Origin of the sequence: Ensifer sp. 1H6, assembly GCF_001976035.1 — a bacterium.
In the GTDB taxonomy this organism is placed as follows: domain Bacteria; phylum Pseudomonadota; class Alphaproteobacteria; order Rhizobiales; family Rhizobiaceae; genus Ensifer; species Ensifer canadensis.
In genome coordinates, this window is the sequence record NZ_MOAI01000002.1 from 229,102 (window position 1) to 247,005 (window position 17,904).

The 17,904-nt window shown below is 60.5% G+C and carries 14 protein-coding genes and 1 pseudogene; 9 read left to right on the forward strand and 6 right to left on the reverse strand.

The features are described from left to right. Nucleotides 1-197 precede the first annotated feature (197 nt). The 5 genes and pseudogenes from BKP54_RS03950 to BKP54_RS03970 all read left to right on the forward strand — a co-directional run bounded on the left by BKP54_RS03950 (nt 198) and on the right by BKP54_RS03970 (nt 5,638). Nucleotides 198-2,120 (forward strand): LTA synthase family protein, encoded by a 1,923-nt coding sequence (locus BKP54_RS03950; protein WP_025427231.1) that lies wholly within the window; start codon nt 198-200, stop codon nt 2,118-2,120. Between the two features lie 257 nt (nt 2,121-2,377). Then, a complete protein-coding gene (locus BKP54_RS03955; RefSeq protein ID WP_025427232.1) occupies nt 2,378-2,926 on the forward strand; it encodes a DUF1003 domain-containing protein in 549 nt (182 codons plus the stop codon). A 195-nt stretch (nt 2,927-3,121) separates the two neighbouring features. After that, nucleotides 3,122-3,520: a TadE/TadG family type IV pilus assembly protein gene (locus BKP54_RS03960; protein WP_171520354.1), complete on the forward strand. Its 399-nt coding sequence runs from the start codon at nt 3,122-3,124 to the stop codon at nt 3,518-3,520. Next, nucleotides 3,511-4,525, forward strand: a pseudogene (locus tag BKP54_RS03965) (pilus assembly protein TadG-related protein). The gene BKP54_RS03960 and the pseudogene BKP54_RS03965 overlap by 10 nt, the downstream one beginning before the upstream one ends. Nucleotides 4,526-4,687: 162 nt before the next feature. Further along, complete coding sequence (locus BKP54_RS03970) at nt 4,688-5,638, forward strand: hypothetical protein (protein ID WP_038576148.1); 951 nt, start codon at nt 4,688-4,690, stop codon at nt 5,636-5,638. A 94-nt stretch (nt 5,639-5,732) separates the two neighbouring features. Here the strand turns inward: BKP54_RS03970 and BKP54_RS03975 are convergent, their stop codons facing one another. The 5 genes from BKP54_RS03975 to rpiA form a co-directional block, all read right to left on the reverse strand. Then, entirely contained in the window at nt 5,733-6,131 is a 399-nt protein-coding gene (locus BKP54_RS03975) for a GFA family protein (RefSeq protein WP_025427236.1), read from the reverse strand. Between the two features lie 121 nt (nt 6,132-6,252). Continuing rightward, entirely contained in the window at nt 6,253-7,626 is a 1,374-nt protein-coding gene (locus tag BKP54_RS03980; RefSeq protein ID WP_025427237.1) for a 3-deoxy-7-phosphoheptulonate synthase class II, read from the reverse strand. A 245-nt stretch (nt 7,627-7,871) separates the two neighbouring features. Then, the gene (gene gor / locus BKP54_RS03985; RefSeq protein ID WP_025427238.1) at nt 7,872-9,263 is read right to left on the reverse strand and encodes a glutathione-disulfide reductase; all 1,392 of its coding nucleotides are present in this window, start codon (nt 9,261-9,263) and stop codon (nt 7,872-7,874) included. A 218-nt stretch (nt 9,264-9,481) separates the two neighbouring features. Then, on the reverse strand, nt 9,482-10,030 hold the full coding sequence (locus tag BKP54_RS03990; RefSeq protein WP_025427239.1) for a DUF2059 domain-containing protein: 549 nt from the start codon (nt 10,028-10,030) through the stop codon (nt 9,482-9,484). 121 nt (nt 10,031-10,151) lie between these two features. Next, entirely contained in the window at nt 10,152-10,847 is a 696-nt protein-coding gene (rpiA, locus tag BKP54_RS03995; protein ID WP_084814283.1) for a ribose-5-phosphate isomerase RpiA, read from the reverse strand. A gap of 224 nt (nt 10,848-11,071) precedes the next feature. On the opposite strand from rpiA, the gene BKP54_RS04000 reads away from it, so the two are divergent. Beyond that, nucleotides 11,072-11,749 carry an HAD family hydrolase gene (locus BKP54_RS04000; protein ID WP_025427241.1) on the forward strand — a complete coding sequence of 226 codons (678 nt, stop codon included), beginning with the start codon at nt 11,072-11,074 and terminating at the stop codon, nt 11,747-11,749. A gap of 253 nt (nt 11,750-12,002) precedes the next feature. On the opposite strand, the gene BKP54_RS04005 is transcribed toward BKP54_RS04000, so the two are convergent. After that, nucleotides 12,003-13,898, reverse strand: a complete 1,896-nt coding sequence (locus BKP54_RS04005) for a murein L,D-transpeptidase (RefSeq protein WP_025427242.1) — start codon at nt 13,896-13,898, stop codon at nt 12,003-12,005. A 503-nt stretch (nt 13,899-14,401) separates the two neighbouring features. Here BKP54_RS04005 and fumC point away from each other — a divergent pair. The 3 genes from fumC to BKP54_RS04020 all read left to right on the forward strand — a co-directional run bounded on the left by fumC (nt 14,402) and on the right by BKP54_RS04020 (nt 17,903). After that, the gene (gene fumC, locus BKP54_RS04010; RefSeq protein ID WP_107027596.1) at nt 14,402-15,823 is read left to right on the forward strand and encodes a class II fumarate hydratase; all 1,422 of its coding nucleotides are present in this window, start codon (nt 14,402-14,404) and stop codon (nt 15,821-15,823) included. 189 nt (nt 15,824-16,012) lie between these two features. Further along, the gene (locus BKP54_RS04015; RefSeq protein ID WP_025427244.1) at nt 16,013-17,083 is read left to right on the forward strand and encodes a GGDEF domain-containing protein; all 1,071 of its coding nucleotides are present in this window, start codon (nt 16,013-16,015) and stop codon (nt 17,081-17,083) included. 175 nt (nt 17,084-17,258) lie between these two features. Continuing rightward, entirely contained in the window at nt 17,259-17,903 is a 645-nt protein-coding gene (locus tag BKP54_RS04020) for a L,D-transpeptidase (protein WP_025427245.1), read from the forward strand. Nucleotide 17,904: the final 1 nt, after the last annotated feature.

Below are 17,904 nucleotides of genomic sequence, written 5' to 3' on the forward strand. Positions count from 1 at the left end.
AAAATGCCCACAGCCAATCGCCGCGAAGCGAAAAATTCCAAAAAATTCTGCGTTTCCGGTTTGTTATCGGCGCCGGCTCGCGCGTCCTCACGTCACGAAAACCTGTTTCCAAACACCCTGAACAAGTCATTCATCCCCTGTTCAAAATGACAGTCGTATGACAGCTACACGACACATTGATGAAATTGGAGAAGACGTTGGCCAATATCGATTCAGCCGTAGCGAGGAGATCACGAGTCTACGCTGGTAGACCCGGATTTGCCGCGCGGCACGCCAAGACGCTGACCTCCGCACGCAGTGCATTGTTCTCGCTGTCGATCGCGGCAGCCCTCGTTTTTGCAGTCGAGTTGATCGTGCGCCAGTCCATGGCCGACACGGTCGCCTACTTCCTCGATCCGACGCGCCCCGCATGGACCACCATCGGTGCATTCTTCCTGATCCTTCTCGCCATCGATGGCGTTTTCGGCCGCGAACACAAGTCCGCCGTGGTGCTCGCGCCGCTGGCGATCATACCGGCCATCATCTGCCAGCAGAAGCAGGTCTTTCTCTCCGACCCGCTCTATCCGACCGACTTCCTCTTTGGCCGCCAGATCCTCGAATTGATGCCTGTGCTTGTCAAGGATCGTCCGTGGACGGCCGTCGGCATCGTTGTCGGCCTCATCGCAGCCGTTACAACCATCGGCCTGTTGCTGCGTTACGCCTGGCGCAACTTCCCCAAGCTGACACGCCGCGAGCGCATCGCTCGCGCAGCTTTTGCGCTGCCGCTGCTCTTCGCCTTCTGGCACATCATGGATTACAACCAGTTCTCCTGGATCCGTGATCGCCTGAAGGTCATCCCGATCATGTGGGACCAGACCGAAAACTATCGTCACAACGGCTTTGCGCTGGCGTTTGCGATCAATCTGCCGATGGCCAACGTCAACGCGCCCGCCGGCTACATGGCCGATGCGATCGATCGCATCCCGGTCAAGCCGCTGCCGGCCGGCACCTCCCACCGCAGCAAGCCCGACGTCATCGTGCTGATGAGCGAATCCTTCTGGGATCCGACCCGTCTGCCGAACGTCAAGCTTTCGCCCGACCCGATGCCGACGATCCGCGAAATGCAATCTGGCAACGTGTTCTCGCCAGAGTTCGGCGGCATGACGGCCAATGTCGAATTCGAAGCGCTGACCGGCTTTTCGAATGCCTTCCTGCCCTATGGCAGCATTCCGTACCAACAGTACATCCGCAATCCGATCCCCTCGCTTGCCACCTTCTTCCGTGGCGAGGGTTACGTTTCGCGTGCCATCCATCCGTTCCAGAGCTGGTTCTGGAACCGCACCGCCGTCTACAAGGCCTTCGGCTTCGACACCTTCAAGTCGGAGGAGAATATGCCGCCGATGCAGAAGCGCGGCATTTTCGCCTCGGACGAATCCCTGACCAAGGAGATCATCCGCCAGGCGGACGCCATGGATGACCCCTTCTTCTTCTTCGCGGTAACGCTGCAGGGCCATGGCCCCTATGAGCCGAACCGCTATGCCAAGAATACCATCAAGGTCGAAGGCAACCTGCCGGAGAGCGATCGCCAGGTGCTTGAAACCTACGCCCAGGGCGTCAAGGAAGCCGACGAGAGCCTGAAGAAGCTGATGGACTGGGCCAAGCAACGTGACCGCGAAACCATCATCGTGCTCTTCGGCGACCACCTGCCGCCGTTGAACACGGTCTACACCAACACCGGTTTCATGAAGGGCGTGACCGCGGAGCGCAAGGGCTCGAAGGACCAGATGAAGGCGCAGCACGAAACTCCGCTCGTCGTCTGGTCGAACAAGACGGGTCCGAAGAAGAATGTCGGCACGATCAGCCCGGCCTTCCTTTCCTACCAGATCCTCAAGCAGTCCGGCTACGAGCATCCCTACTATACCGGCTTCCTCGGCAAGGTGCACGACCAGTACCGCGTCGTCGACCGCTACATGCTGATCCGCAAGAACGGCAAGGATGTCGCCGAATGGTCTCGTCAGCCGAAGGTCCCGGCCCTGCTGCGCGACTATCGCTTCCTCCAGCACGACATGATGTTCGGCAAGCGCTACTCGACCGACCGCTTCTTCAAGTCGCACGCGGATCTCTACGCCGCAGGCTTCTAAACCACACCCGCACACGTTCGTGCGACATCACTGGCCTCTGAACAGAGCCGGACGGTAAACCGCCCGGCTCTGTGCACTTTCTCATCTATCCCGTTGATTTCCTCGTCGAAGTGGTGCGCTTAAGCGCGTCGCGATCTTTCCGATTCGCTCACTGCGCTTTAGGCTCTTGTTTTTTGCCCGTGTCGTTATCGCAAATCCGCCGCACACTTTTGCGCGAAACGCTTTCGATATCGTCCGATCCATTTCCGGAGATAGCCATGCCGCATTTGAACGAACTCTCGCAGCACATCTTCGGCAAACCGATGGCCGAGCTCGGCGAAATCGAGCGCCGCATCCTGACCCGCGCCAAGGAACGACGCACCGTTGCAACCGACACCAATGCCGCGTTCAGCGCCGAGCTGTCCGTCGGCGACCGGCTCGCCGACGCCATTGCCAGGATTGGCGGCTCCTGGGGGTTCATTCTCAGCTTTTGCGGCTTTCTCGTCGTCTGGGTGATCATCAACACCGTCTTGCTGGTGACCGGGGCCTTCGATCCCTACCCCTTCATCTTCCTCAACCTGCTGCTTTCGATGCTGGCGGCGCTGCAGGCGCCGGTCATCATGATGTCCCAGAACCGGCAGGCCGAGCGCGATCGCTTCGCTGCGGCAAAGGACTATGAGGTCAATCTGAAGTCGGAAGTCGAGTTGATCGCCCTGCACCACAAGGTGGACGATGTGCTACTGCGCGAGATCGCCGAGCTGAGGACCGACATCGCCAATCTTAACCGCCAGCTTTCCCAGTATCGGCACATACCCGACAATGAATAGACACCGGACAAGCCACTAAAGCGCGCAAGAATCTGCAAGATTCCTAATTCAATCACAAATTTGTATTTTGCAACAATAGGCTATTTCTGACTATTGAAACAACCTATTAGCGTATCGAAAAATTAACACTTGGGGAGCACCGTCAAGGCGCAGGGACAGAGAAAAAGCAGTCACGGTTCGGTCGGAGTTGCTGATATGTCCAAAATAACGCGCCTGTTCGGCAGCCGCGATGGCGCTGCCGCAATTGAATTTGCAATCATCGCCCCTCTATTCTTTCTATGTGTGTTGACGTTGATCGCCTACGGCATCTACCTCAGCGCGGCCCACTCCATTCAGCAGATAGCCGCCGACGCAGCGCGCACCGCCATTGCCGGACTTTCCGAAGGCGAGCGAGAACGCCTTGCCACGGACTACATCCAGCGCACGACCATGGACCAAGCCTTCATCAAGCCGTCCCGTATGACGGTCACCGTCAAGGACGATGCTGGTAACGCCAACCAGTTTACCGTGAGGATCAAGTACGACGCCGGCGATCTCCCGATTTATCGAGCGCTTCGCTACGATCCGTTTGGGAGGTATCTGATATGGGTTTGAAAGCGCCGGGAATAGCACACCTCGCCCGATCAAGAGGTGGCAACGTCGGCATATCCGCCGCTCTCGTCATGCCGCTCGTGATCGCCTCCATGGGACTTGGCATCGACTACGGTTACCTCACGGTCCAGAAGCAGGAAATGCAGTCGACCGTCGATCTTGCTGCCATCGCCGCCGCATCGAACGTCTCCTCCGCCGAGCAGGCTGTTCTCAAGTACTTCTCCAACAACCATGTCAATTTCGCTGTTGCGACGCCCTCCGGCCTGTTGACCGTCGATGGCAAGGTTCTGCCGCCCGGCGACGTCGGGACGGAAAAGGTCGACGGCGTGGCAACGGTCACGCGTGGACGGTATGTCCCCGATCCGGGCGTCGCAGCCGGCCAGCGCTTCGTCAGGGATGCCGCGGGGCATAGACGGGCTTGCGGCCCTTGCCGGTATGCGCATTCGGTTGCCGATCTATGTCGAGCTTGCCCACGCAGAAGCCAAACTTGCCGACATCCGTTGCTACGGCGGCAAGCCGGAGAACGCGGCAGTCGTCGTCGACGCGGTGCCGGGCGTCGCTGAGATCGCCGTCGGTGACGTCAATCCGAAGGTGCTTTCGAGTTTCTCCTTCGACGCTCGGGTCGAGCGCGCCCGCATCGTCGATGCGCTGGCGGTCAAGATCGACGCCATCGCTCACGTCGAGGCGCAGAACCTTCAAGCGTCCCGCCTCACCTTCAGCCCCGCCGAAGTGGCCGCACGCTCGATCAAGAGCGTTTCGACCAAGGACATCCTGTCGTCGACGACGAAGACCCTGCTCAACAATCTGGACCTGAACATTCAGGTGTTGTTCCTGACGCTCGGCAGCCCGACTATCCTGCAACAGGCGCTTGCCCAGACCTTGGCCGCGGTCACGAAACCGGTGGACGATCTGCTCTACAATCTGCTGCTCCTAGTGGGGGTACGCGTGGGAGAAGCCGATGTCCGCGTCACCGGCGTCAAATGTCAGCCACCGGTACTGGTGCAGTAACAGCCTCGCGACAGCACAAAGGGACTGGCAACGGAAAATCGATTGCCGATGCTTTCGAACAAAATGACGGGTTCGCACGTTATGGGCAAGGTAGAGCTGCTACATGCAGATGGGTTGAGTAGTATCGAAGCACACGTGGCGAGGGATCGGAACCCGAGGCGTATGCGAGAGATCGTCGGGAGACGTGCGCGACAGATGCAGTTGGTTGCAAAACAGGGGGATGCTGCACCGGAGAAACCGCTCGCCTTCACGGCGGACGGATTGCTGCGCAACCCGCTCCTGCGCGAGACGCTGCAGATCAGCGCTCGCGATCTGATGGCGGTCTATGATATTTTTCCACGTGTGGCTCGTCTCGTCGCCTCCCACCAGAAATGGACGCTGACCCAGGCCGCTTACGCGCTTCATCTTGAGCGCGACCCGTCTCACCCCGATTCGGGAGTGACTGCCGCGCGGTTGTTGAAGTTCATGCGCGAGACCGGCGGCGCAAGCAGGAACACGGCAGCCGCATTCCTGTCCGAGCTGCTCGCCTACAAGCTGCTGCGCGATGTCAGAGGTGAGCGGACGAACAAGAAGGTTCGCCCACTTGAGCCGACGGAAGTCAGCGAGAGCGCCATGATGCGTTGGTTCATGAGCCAAATGGGCACGCTCGACCGCCTCGATGGCGGCAGACGTCTGGAACATGTCGAGGCCGACACCTCTGTCCTTGGACGCACGCAGCCGATCGCGGCGCGAATGCTCCTGTCCGACAAGAATTGGAGCGAGCCCCCCGAAGGCGTTGCCATCTTCGTTTGGACCGAATGCGGGGGCTTGCTGCTCGATGACCTCATGGCGCGTCCGAAAAGCCTGACGCCCGTGGACGGAAAGGTCTGGCTGGAACTCAATCTCGCCGAGCTTGCCAACCACTACACCATCTCCAACACGCACGTGCGCAGACTGTTCACCAAAGCGCAGGACACAGGTTTCATCGGCCGATCGAACGACGGCTCCCGTGGACGCTTTTGGATGAGCGCCGGACTGGTCGACGAGTATTGTCGCTGGCAGGCTATAAAGCTCGCGGCCCTGGCCAATGCCTATGAGCGAGCCACGGACGGTGCAGTCCGGTTGGCGAAATAGGTCATTTCCTTCACTAAGTGCGGCCCGGCGTCGCCGGAGGTTCGCGCGCACGGATCGCGTCATCGCCTGGCGGCCGGAAGTGGCTTGAACGGTCCTACGACCGGCCCGCTTCAAACTTCGGCAGATCGTCGTTAATGTCGTAGAAATCGCCCTTGTCGGCACAGAATATGTGATAGCCGGGTAGGAGATCCGTCGGCTTCTCAAAGGCGCCGGCCATGATCGAGACGTATTCGGCGCTATCGGATTTCCAGAACAGAGCCGAGCCGCAGTTGCGGCAAAAACCACGCTGCGCGCCATCGCTCGAACGATACCAGGTCACGTCCTCCGCCCCCTCAAGTTCCATGTCGCGATCCAGCACATTGGTCGCGGCGTAATAGAGGCCCGTCTGCTTGCGGCATTGCGTGCAATGGCAAAAGATCAACTCGCGCAGTTCGCCCCGCGTCTTGAACCGCACTGCCGCGCAAAGGCAGCTGCCGCTGTGAATATCCGACATGGTCCCCGACCTCCTGAAACGAGAAATGCCGGGCCAGCTTCGCGAGCCGGCCCGGCATTGTCAATTTCATAGCGACCGCTCGAGGTTCAGAAAATCTGAACCGTGCGGCAATGCCTCAGTATCAGCCGTTGACGACCAGCTTCTTCTCGTCGCGGCCGCCCTTCATGCGCTCGGCGAGCAGGAACGCCAATTCCAGCGCCTGGTCCGCATTGAGGCGAGGATCGCAATGGGTGTGGTAGCGATCGGCGAGATCGTCACCCGAAAGCGCACGGGCGCCGCCGGTGCATTCGGTAACGTCGTTGCCGGTCATCTCGATATGAATGCCGCCCGGGTGCGAGCCTTCCGCACGGTGGATCTGGAAGAAGCTTTCGACTTCCGACAGGATCCGCTCGAACGGGCGGGTCTTATAGTTGTTGAGCGTGATCGTGTTGCCGTGCATCGGATCGCAGGACCAGACGACCTTCTTGCCTTCGCGTTCAACCGCGCGGATGAGGCGCGGCAGGTGCTCGGCAACCTTGTCATGGCCGAAGCGGCAAATCAGCGTCAGGCGGCCGGCTTCGTTGGCCGGGTTGAGCAGATCGATCAGTTCCAGAAGGCCGTCAGCCGTCAGCGACGGGCCACACTTGAGGCCAAGCGGGTTCTTGATGCCACGGCAATATTCGATATGGGCGTGGTCCGGCTGGCGGGTACGGTCGCCGATCCAGATCATGTGGCCCGAAGTCGCATACCAGTCGCCGGAGGTGGAATCGACACGCGTCAGCGCCTGCTCGTAGCCGAGCAGCAGCGCCTCGTGGCTGGTGAAGAAATCGGTTTCGCGCAGGCTCGGATGATTTTCAGAGGTGATGCCGATCGCCTTCATGAAATCCATCGTCTCGGAAATCCGGTCGGCGAGCTTGCGGTAGCGCTCTGCCTGCGGGCTATCCTTGACGAAGCCGAGCATCCACTGATGAACGTTGTCGAGGTTGGCATAGCCACCCATCGCAAAAGCGCGCAACAGGTTGAGCGTCGCGGCGGACTGGCGGTAGGCCATGATCTGCCGTTCCGGATCCGGAACGCGTTCCGCTTCGGTGAACTCGATGCCGTTGATGATGTCGCCACGGTAGCTCGGCAGCTCGACGTCGCCCTGCTTCTCGATGTTGGAGGAGCGCGGCTTGGCGAACTGGCCAGCGATGCGACCGACCTTGACCACCGGCTGCTGAGCGCCGAACGTCAGAACGACGGCCATCTGCAGGAACGCGCGGAAGAAGTCGCGGATCGTGTCGGCCCCATGCTCGGCAAAGCTCTCGGCGCAATCGCCGCCCTGCAGCAGGAAGCCGCGGCCTTCGGCAACATTGGCAAGAGCAGTCTTCAGACGCCGCGCCTCGCCGGCAAACACCAGCGGCGGATACTTCGCGAGTTTCGCTTCCGTTGCCGCAAGAGCCGCAAGGTCCGGATAATCCGGAACCTGCTGGATGGGTTTCTGCCGCCAGCTATTCGGAGTCCAAGTCTGTGCCATTTCGATCACCTGTTGTCTGCCGCGGACGTCGGTCCGCGCGGGTCGCGCCCTGACGGTTTCGACACCGCCCGGTATTCGGAAATTTCACTGCGTCCGCGCGCCCCGCTTCAGCGCGTGGCCAAGCCTTCGCGCCCGCTCGAAGCCGGTGACTTCGCGGATGCGGGCTTATAGACGTTAAGCGATGGCTTGGAAAGGCATCCTACCAGAATTCATGGTTTCCGGCGTCAGCAAAGCAACCGCCCTGCTCAGCCGACCCGCTCGCCCTTACGCACGCGATAGGACGGCGCATACATCGTCACAAGCTCTTCCGATGCTGTCGGATGCACCGCCATCGTCCGATCGAAGTCGTCCTTGGTGCAACCGGCCTTCAGCGAAATGCCGAGCAATTGCGCCATTTCGCCGGCATCGTGCCCGAGGATGTGGGCGCCCAGCACTTTGCGGTCGGCAGCGTTGACGATCAGCTTCATGATCATCTTTTCCTTCCGGCCGGAAAGCGTCGCCTTCATCGGCCGGAACTCGGCACGATAGACTTCCAGTTCTTCGAACTGACGCGCAGCCTGCTCCTCGCTGAGGCCGACGGTGCCGATCTCCGGCTGGGAGAAGACGGCCGTGGCGATCAGGTCGTGGTCGGGCGATACCGGGTTGTTCTTGTATTCGGTCTCGATGAAGCACATTGCCTCGTGGATCGCGACCGGTGTCAGCTGGACGCGATCGGTCACGTCGCCGAGGGCATAGATGCCGGGCGCGCTCGTGCGCGAAAAGGCGTCGACGACGATCGCGCCGCGCTCATCCGTGTTCACCCCGGCGCTTTCGAGCCCGAGGCCCTTGGTGTTCGGCACGCGGCCAAGCGCCAGCATCACCTGATCGACGGCGATTTGGCCGTGTTTCATCGTCTGCGCCACGCGCTTGCCGTCGGCGTCAGTCGTGACCGACTGGATGATGTCTTCGCAAAGGATCCGGATGCCCTTCTCTTCCATCGCCGTGTGCAGGCCGCGGCGGAGATCCTGATCGAAACGCGAGAGGATTTCCTTGCCGCGATAGATCAGTGTCGTTTCGACGCCGAGACCATGAAAGATATTGGCGAACTCGACAGCGATATAGCCACCGCCTGCAATCAGGATCGACTTCGGCAGTTCCGCCAGATCGAAAGCCTCATTGGAGGAAATGCAGAGTTCATGGCCCGGCAGCGCGTCATGCGGCGTCGGGTGGCCGCCGACAGCAATGACGATACGTTCGGCGGTCACGGTCTTGCCAGTGTCGAGCAGGCGAACCGTATTCGGGCCGACAAGCTCAGCCCGTGTACGCAGGATCTCCGCGCCGGCATTGGCGAGCCCCTTCTGGTAGAGGCCTTCGAGCCGCGTGATCTCCTGCTCCTTGGCAGCGACGAGCTTTTGCCAATCAAAGCGACTTTCGCCGACGGTCCAGCCGAAACCCGCCGCATCCTCGAAATGTTCCGAATATTGCGACGCGTAGACATAGAGCTTCTTCGGAACGCACCCACGGATGACACAGGTGCCGCCATAACGGAACTCTTCGGCGATCGCGACCTTCTTGCCGAGACTTGCCGCCAGCCGGCCGCTTCTGACGCCACCCGAACCGCCACCGATTACGAAGAGGTCATAGTCGAAAGCGGGCATGGGCGAACTCCTGAAGGTCGTGCAAGCTGCAATTAGGACAATTAGGGGACCGCGGACCAGGCATTTTCGCCGGCGGCACGCCCCGCTCGGGGGGCAGTCCCCCGTCGCAGGCACATATAGTGTTGCACTGCAGAAAAAGAAAAGCCCGGATTGCTCCGGGCTCCCCAAAACGTGATGTTTAGCCCAGCTGACCCGAGCTCTCTCCGACCGACCGCGGATTATTGGGCGGGCGGTGTCTCAACGGTGCCTTCAATACGTGGCGGAGCCGAAGTGCCGACCTTGGCGTCGAGCGACTTCGTGGCTTCGGTGTTGAGGTCGCGCGACACGCCGGCTGCCCAGATGTCTGCCGCCTTCAACAATTCGCGCGAAGCAATCGGGCCGTCGTTCAGAAGCTTCTTGCCGGCCGTCGACTTGTAGAACTCGGTAATGGCGTTCAGCTCTTCAAGCGTAAAGGTCTTGGCGTAGATCGTCGCGGCTTCGTTTTCGAGATCGGCGCGACGCGCTGCCAGGGTCAAAGCCTTTTCGTCGACGGTCGCGGTGATCAGCTCCTGGAAGTTCGGCGAAGCCTGGATCAGAGTATTCTTCAGACGCTCGGCGAGGTTCGGCAGAATGTTGTCGAAGTTGTTGGTCACGCCGAGTGCAGCGATGGTCGCACGCGCGGCCTTGATCTGGGCGTCGGACACGTCCTGAGCCTGAACCGGAATGGATGCAGAAAGGAGAACCGCGGTGGCTGCGAAAGTGCGGACAAGACCTGCGAGTTTGTTCATTTTTATCCATGCTCCTGTGTTTGTCGCATGCTGCCGGGGCGATTGCCGCCGCCAGGCCCGCATGTGTGGTAACCTGTTTTCTTCACCGGCCCCTGCTCCCCAGGGAGCGACGGGAACCGGCTCAAGATGCGGTCAGAATGCGTGCCTCTTCCGGTCCGGCAATAATTGCCAGCGACGCGATGCCTATGAAAAGTCCATGCTCGACCACGCCCGGAATGGCATTCAGCTCTCCCGCGAGCGCATCTGCATCAGGAATACGGCCAAAAGATGCATCAAGAATGAGGTGTCCACCGTCCGTCTTGAAGGGGCCGTCGCCTGAGTTGCGCACGGAGATGTCACCGGAAAGACCGAGACGCGAGGCCACCTTTTCGATGGCGATGCGCGTTGCCACCTGGCCGAAGGGATTGACCTCGATCGGCAGCTTGAATGCGCCGAGAACATCGACGACTTTCGATTCATCGGCGATGACAATCATGCGCTTGGAAGCGGCCGCGACGATCTTCTCGCGCAGCAATGCGCCGCCGCCGCCCTTAATCAGTCGCAACTGACCATCGATTTCGTCGGCACCATCGATCGTCAGGTCCAGTTCCGGAAGTTCGTCCAGCGACTTCAACTGCACGCCAAGCTCCAGGCACAGCCGCGCAGTACGCTCGGAGGTCGGAACGCCTTCGATGCGGAAGCCCGCAGCGACCTTCTCGGCCAGGAGCCGAACGAACTCCTCGGCAGTCGATCCCGTCCCAATGCCGAGACGCATGCCGTCTTCGACATGTTCGAGCGCCGCTGCCGCGGCTTTGATTTTCATTTGGCGGGCGTCCATACGCCAGTCGCTCCCTTTTTTACCCACCGGATGTGGATGCGGTTACCCACCTTCTCCATCCGTTTTCCGCTGAGACACTTACACGCCCAAAGCTGCAAACAAAAGCCAAAATCAGGGGCCCGGCCCGGATTCCTGGTCCCTTCCCACACACACTTGCCATTGCATTCTCTTGCAACTTCGCCTACCCGAACGACAACTCTTTCCGGCTACGCGAGGTTCACCTCTTGTCTTCCCCCATTGTCGTCTTTGATCTCGACGGAACCCTTGTCGATACGGCGCCGGATCTGGTGGCGAGCCTCAACCATGCGGTGACCCAGGCCGGCGTCGAGCCGGTCACCTACCGCGACCTCACCCATCTCGTTGGCCACGGTGCCCGCGCGATGATCGAGCGGACTTTTGCGCTTCGCAACAAGCCGCTCGATGAAGAAGCGTTGGCCTGGCAGATGAAGGAGTTCGTCGACTTCTATCATGGCTCGATGCCGGGTGATTCCCTGCCTTACCCGGGCATGCTCAACGCACTCGACCGGCTGTCGGCGGCGGGCTTCAAGCTCGCAGTCTGCACCAACAAGCCGGAGATGCTGGCAAACCGGCTGCTCGAGCGCCTAGGCCTCATCGATCGCTTCGCGGCGGTTTCCGGTGGCGACACGTTCGAAATCCGCAAGCCGAATGCCGACCACCTGCTGCGCACGATCGCCAATGCCGGCGGCAGTGCCGCGCACTCGGTGATGATCGGTGACAGCCTCAACGATATTCTGGTCGCCCGAAACGCCGCGATCCCGTCGATCGCCGTGCCGTTCGGCTATTCCGACGTGCCGATCGAAAGCCTGGAGCCGACAGTGATCATCCGCCACTTCGACGAGTTGACGCCGGCGCTGGTGACAGGGCTTTTCAACGGCAAGTAAGCGCGCGGGCGCTGGGCCTGAGGTTTTGATCCGCATCTGATCGAGGATAGAGCCCACTAAGATCAATCGTCATTGGCAGCGCGCACGTAGCAGGTTCCTGCGTCGCGCCGCTTCTCGCATCGCAAAAACACGCTGCGTTCCTCTCGCGTCACCACCACCTAAACGAAAAACCCCATGGAGAAGCTCCACGGGGTCTGAAATTCTGTCGTCGAACACGGTGCCAGTGCGAGTGGCGCCATCGCCTAATTGGGACTTACCCCTCGGCCCGGCGAGCGTCGCGGGTGGCGTCGAGGGCGCGGTTCACGTACATGTCGCGCTCATACACGTCGTCGAAATACTCGATGACACCGTCCTTGTTCGGCCAGGCGGTAAAATAGGCGACGTAAACAGGAACCTTCTGCGGCACCTGCAACGCCTTGTTGCTGCCGCCGCCGATTTCCTTGCCGACATCCTCGACGCTGGTGCCAAGCACGGCCGCTGCCATCCGGCGCGGATCGGCGAGCCGCACGCAACCGTGGCTGAGTGCGCGCTGGTCACGCTTGAAGAAGCTCTTCGACGGCGTGTCGTGCATGTAGATGGCATGCGCATTCGGGAACAGGATCTTCAGTTCGCCAAGCGCGTTGTCGCTGCTCGGCGGCTGGCGCACGGCAACCGAGGCGGTCGATCCGGTCCAGTTGACGGAAGACGACGGCACTGAGCGCCCGCCTATCTCAACCTGATAGCCCATCCGATCGAGATAACCAGGGTCGTTGCGCAGCTTCGGCAGCATCTCGTTGATGATGATCGACTGCGGCACGCCCCAGTATGGATTGACCTCGACGGTCTGAATCTCATCCTGGAAGAAATAGGTCTGGTTCGCCTTTGAACCGACGACGACGCGCATCGAAAACTGCTCGGCGCCATTGTCGCTATAGGACGCGGTAAAGGCCGGCTGGTTGATGAAGACGTAGCGGTTGCCGAGCCCATCGGGAAGCCAGCGCGCCTGTTCCATCGCGACTTCGAGCTTGTTGATCTTGCTTGCCACGGTGTCGCCACCGGTCAGGAGTCGCAGCGACGCCTGACCGACGACGCCATCGGCCTTCAGGCCATTCTCCTTCTGGAACGCTTCGACGAGCAGAACCAGCTCAGGCGTGTACTCAGGGGTTCCTTGATAGGCCGCGAGCACTGCGGCGTGATCCGACTTCAGCGTCTCGGAACCCTTGATGCGGATCCCGGCGACGATGTTGGCAAGTTCCGGATTGCTTTGGCCCGGCTTCAGGAGCGTGCCCGGCGCGATCTCGACACGCTGTTCCACGCTCTTCTCTGCACGAAGGCGCTCGAGTTCAACCGACAATGCAGCGAATTGTTCGCTCTTCGGGTTCTGATCGTTGAGCAGCGTGGCAACATCGGAGCTTGCCGACATCCTATCGAGGAAGGCTGAGAGATCGACGGTCTTGCGCTTGAAATCGTGATAGCCGGAGATCTTGTTGGGATCGATGCGGCCACGCACCGTGTCCTCGACATAGGAAAGCGTTGCCGCCGACAGCGCGATTTCGAACTGAACAAGTTCCTTTTCGCGCGCGATCATATCGCCGCGGTCGAATTCATCAGCAGGCACCTGAACGGCATAATCCTGCGGATCGAGACCGACCTTTGCTGCATCGGCAAGAACGGCAATCGCCCCCTTTGCGCGCGCGTTGACACCGGTGCCGTCGATCCAGACGAAATCAGAACGCGAGCCGTAATGGGTCTCGATGGCTTTTGCCACATTCGAGGTCGTGCGAACCTCAACGTCAGGCATGAATTGACGGGCATCGGTGAGCGCCGCACGCAGCATTGGCGGCAGCGCTTCGTTGCGCACAGAACCGGTGACGACCGGATCGAGCAGCCTACCGGTATCGACCCGGCGCAGAGGTTCCGCCTTGTAGGTATAATAGCGAGGGCCGGTCACCTTCGGCAGCGGCGTGGAGACCGTCCTCTGCTGCGGCTGCCCCATGGAACCGACACCGGGCAGCGGCTGGCCGGACTGCATCTCCTGCTTCGGCGTCTTCTGTCTGCCGCCGCGGATAAGGTCCATCAACGTGATGGCCGCAGCCGGCCGCACATCGAAGGTTGCAATCGAACAGCTGCTCATGAGCGCTACGATCGCTGCCGTCTTGAAAATTCTCATGTGAAACTACGTCCCCGTATCGCGTTGTCGCCGAACTCGGCTTTAGCCAGATTCTCGCCACGCCCTCGTGCTCTAAAACTTATAGAAAAGGATGGTGAATGAAAAGGAAACGCGCCTCCCCGAACGTGCATGAAAACACCTCTGCGTGGTAAAAAAACCGCTTGATTTCCAGGACGTTCGAGGGGGCGTAAAAATTTGATTTGCATCGACATTAGTGTCGTTGCCACCCGGCCCGCACGGCAAGGCGAGCAATGCGAGCCTTAAAGGAAGGCAACGAATGTGGCTGAAACGCCACAAGGAATCCGGGTTCGCCGCGCGCACGCGAATCAGCCGCTGCACGACTGCAAAGGCCGCTCTTTGTCGCACGCCCGCCTTTCAAACGATTGTAGCATTGCCAGCTCCGGGGCCACCTCTTTACAAGCCTTGCCAGCCGGGGCAGAGAGAGGCCCGGCACCTTGGGGAAGGGACAGCCGGTTGCGACCGCGTCCCCTCGCCCAGACTTCATGAACCGCATGACGAAGGCAGGGATCACGATGACATCGACGCGCACGGAAACAGATACGTTCGGCCCCATCCAAGTGGCAAACGACCGCTATTGGGGCGCCCAGGCCGAGCGTTCCCTCGGCAACTTCAAGATCGGCTGGGAAAAACAGCCGGTCGCAATCGTCAGCGCGCTCGGCATCGTCAAGCAGGCCGCGGCCCGCACCAACATGGCGCTCGGTCGCCTGGATGCAACCATTGCCGATGCCATCGTCAAGGCCTCGCAGGAAGTCATCGACGGCAAGCTCAATGACCACTTCCCGTTGGTTGTCTGGCAAACAGGCTCCGGCACCCAGTCGAACATGAACGCCAACGAGGTCATCTCGAACCGCGCAATCGAAATGCTCGGCGGCGTCATGGGCTCGAAGACGCCGGTGCATCCGAACGACCACGTCAACATGAGCCAATCGTCCAACGATACCTATCCGACGGCGATGCACATCGCCTGCGCGGAGCGGGTGATCCATGATCTGCTGCCGGCGCTAAAGCACCTGCACGAGGCGCTCGAAGCCAAGGTCAAGGCGTTCGATCACATCATCAAGATCGGCCGCACCCACACCCAGGACGCAACCCCGCTGACGCTCGGCCAGGAATTCTCCGGTTATGCCGCCCAGGTCGCGTCCTCGATCAAGCGCATCGAGTTGACCCTGCCCGGCCTTTGCGAGCTCGCGCAGGGCGGTACCGCCGTGGGTACCGGCCTCAATGCACCCATCGGCTTTGCCGAGAAGGTCGCGGAAGAAATCGCCAAGATCACCGGCATTGCCTTCACCACGGCACCGAACAAGTTCGAAGCGCTTGCCGCCCACGATTCGATGGTCTTCAGCCACGGCGCTATCAACGCCGCAGCAGCTGCCCTCTTCAAGATTGCCAACGACATTCGCTTCCTCGGCTCCGGCCCGCGCTCGGGCCTCGGCGAGCTCTCGCTGCCGGAAAACGAACCGGGTTCGTCGATCATGCCGGGCAAGGTCAACCCGACCCAGTGCGAAGCGCTCACACAGGTCTGCGTCCAGGTGTTCGGCAACAACGCCGCACTGACCTTTGCCGGCAGCCAGGGCCATTTCGAGCTCAACGTCTTCAACCCGCTGATGGCCTATAACTTCCTGCAGTCGGTACAGTTGCTCGCCGATGCCGCGATCTCCTTCACCGACAACTGCGTCGTCGGCATCGAGGCCCGCGAAGACAACATCAAGGCAGCGCTCGACCGCTCGCTGATGCTGGTGACGGCGCTGGCGCCGAAGATCGGCTACGACAACGCGGCCAAGATCGCTAAGACCGCCCACAAGAACGGCACGACACTGCGCGAAGAAGCCGTCGGCGGCGGTTACGTCACCAACGAAGAGTTCGACGCCATCGTGCGTCCGGAAACGATGATCAGCCCGGCCTGATCCGTATACCCCTGCCGCGGCGCCTTAATCCGCGTCGCGGCTCGGCCCTCGCCCGGATCGACGGGACATTGCATTGTCTGCGTTAAGTCGAATTGTCTTCATTCGCAGAAGCAATCATTAAGACTTCGCAAATCATTTGCCCCTAAAAATCAGTACCTGTAAGCAATGAGTAATATTGGGGGTTTGCGAATGCAAACGGCCACCTCTGGAAAAACGCAAGCTCCGGATATCGCAGCACAAGTAACTCATGCGATGCGCATGATGGGCGTGTCGCCGATACCGCGCAATTACGAGCTTTATTACGAAGCCTACCTCGGTTCGAATCCGCAATTGTCCAAGGAACTCGCAGCTCTCGGCAGCCGCGCGACCCAGGAGGAACTCGACGCGATCGGCGCACAATATTTCAGCCATATCCATCGCTCGACCGGTATCGAGCGCGCCCACACCAGCCTTGCGGCCAAGCTGACCGAACTGGTCAACCTGTTGAAGGACGAGCAATATGCGCTCGAGACTTACAACAAGGTTCTCGACGAAGCCTATGTCAACATAACGAGCAAGAGCGCGTCCAGCGCCGACATCCTGCGCCACGCCATCGGTATCCTCACCGAGGCGACCGCCGACACGATGAGCCAGGGCAAGGAGCGCGTGCAGACCGTGGTGCAGAAGTCCTTCGAGATGGAGGTCATCCGCCAGGAACTCGACGAATACAAGCGGATCGCCAATACGGATTCGCTGACGCGGCTCGCCAACCGCCGTGCCTTCGACGACAATCTCGCCGCCGTCTACAACAACGATCATGAGAAGAACTTCACCGGCCTGCTGGTTGCCGATATCGACCACTTCAAGAAGGTGAACGACACGTTCGGCCATCCGGTCGGCGACAAGATCCTGGCGACGGTCGGCAGCGTCATCCGCGCCAATGTCCGCCGCGACGCCTTTGTCGCCCGCACCGGCGGAGAGGAGTTCGCGGTCATACTCAAAGACAGCAGCCAGGAAGAATGCCTGCAGGTCGCCGATCGCATTCGCACCGTACTGGCCGGCACGCCCTTTAGAAATTCCAAGACCGGCGTCAATTATGGCCCGATCACCCTGTCGGTCGGCGTCTGCATGGCGACCGCCGCGGAGGATGCCGTCGATCTCTACAACAAGGCGGATATCGCGCTCTATTCCGCCAAGAATGCCGGCCGCAACAAGACGATGCTGTTCGAAGACGGCATGCGCAAGGAATCCGGCCGCAACTGGCTGATCTACCGACGTTAGCAACGTCCGAGATACCCTTCATGAAAATGGCGTCCATCGGGCGCCATTTTCATGTCAGCACTCTCGTTCCCTTGGAAACAGCCAGGCCTGATTGCAATCGCTAGAACAGTTGCAACAGGGACCAACGGCTACGGAAAGCACGATCGGTTCCCACAATCCGAGGGGGAGAACCGACATGAAGCGCATTTTTGCAGCCGTCACCGCGATCGTCTTGATGACAGGATCAGCCGCAATCGCCGGCGAAAAGGCACAGGGTCAGATCACCGTCGCCTCCCTCGACAGCAACGCCGCCAAGACCGGTTGGCTTCAGGTCCTGTCGCAAGGCGGCGCCAGCTATAAGGCCAAGCGCGGCGACATCAGCCAGTCACCGATCGCGCGAGAACTCGTCGCCTTCCCTGAGACCGCCGCTCCCGGCACCATCATCATCGACAATTCCGAGCGTCGCCTCTACCACGTCGTCGGCCGCGGCATCGCAGTCAAATACGCCGTCAGCGTTGGGCGGAAGGGGTTTCTGTGGACCGGAACCAACACCGTGAGCCGCAAGGCCGAATGGCCCACCTGGGTGCCGCCCGAGGACATGCGCGTTCGTGAAGCCAAGAAGGGCAAGGTGCTGCCCGCCAGCATGGAGGGCGGCATCGACAATCCGCTCGGTGCCCGCGCCATGTATCTCGGCTCGACGATCTACCGCATTCACGGGACCAACCAGCCGCTGTCGATCGGCAAGGCGATGTCATCAGGCTGCATCCGCATGGCCAACGAGGATGTCGAGCACCTTTATGCCAATGTCCAGCTCGGCACGACTGTGGTCGTTCGCGACTGAC

What these genes read in the sequence shown, in the direction of transcription:
- BKP54_RS03955 (WP_025427232.1), top strand. Translation starts at nt 2,378, where the DNA reads ATGCCGCATTTGAACGAACTCTCGCAGCACATCTTCGGCAAACCGATG.
- BKP54_RS03960 (WP_171520354.1), top strand. Translation starts at nt 3,122, where the DNA reads ATGTCCAAAATAACGCGCCTGTTCGGCAGCCGCGATGGCGCTGCCGCA.
- BKP54_RS03970 (WP_038576148.1), top strand. Translation starts at nt 4,688, where the DNA reads ATGCGAGAGATCGTCGGGAGACGTGCGCGACAGATGCAGTTGGTTGCA.
- BKP54_RS03975 (WP_025427236.1), bottom strand. Translation starts at nt 6,131, where the DNA reads ATGTCGGATATTCACAGCGGCAGCTGCCTTTGCGCGGCAGTGCGGTTC.
- BKP54_RS03980 (WP_025427237.1), bottom strand. Translation starts at nt 7,626, where the DNA reads ATGGCACAGACTTGGACTCCGAATAGCTGGCGGCAGAAACCCATCCAG.
- gor (WP_025427238.1), bottom strand. Translation starts at nt 9,263, where the DNA reads ATGCCCGCTTTCGACTATGACCTCTTCGTAATCGGTGGCGGTTCGGGT.
- BKP54_RS03990 (WP_025427239.1), bottom strand. Translation starts at nt 10,030, where the DNA reads ATGAACAAACTCGCAGGTCTTGTCCGCACTTTCGCAGCCACCGCGGTT.
- rpiA (WP_084814283.1), bottom strand. Translation starts at nt 10,847, where the DNA reads ATGGACGCCCGCCAAATGAAAATCAAAGCCGCGGCAGCGGCGCTCGAA.
- BKP54_RS04005 (WP_025427242.1), bottom strand. Translation starts at nt 13,898, where the DNA reads ATGAGAATTTTCAAGACGGCAGCGATCGTAGCGCTCATGAGCAGCTGT.
- fumC (WP_107027596.1), top strand. Translation starts at nt 14,402, where the DNA reads ATGAACCGCATGACGAAGGCAGGGATCACGATGACATCGACGCGCACG.
- BKP54_RS04015 (WP_025427244.1), top strand. Translation starts at nt 16,013, where the DNA reads ATGCAAACGGCCACCTCTGGAAAAACGCAAGCTCCGGATATCGCAGCA.
- BKP54_RS04020 (WP_025427245.1), top strand. Translation starts at nt 17,259, where the DNA reads ATGAAGCGCATTTTTGCAGCCGTCACCGCGATCGTCTTGATGACAGGA.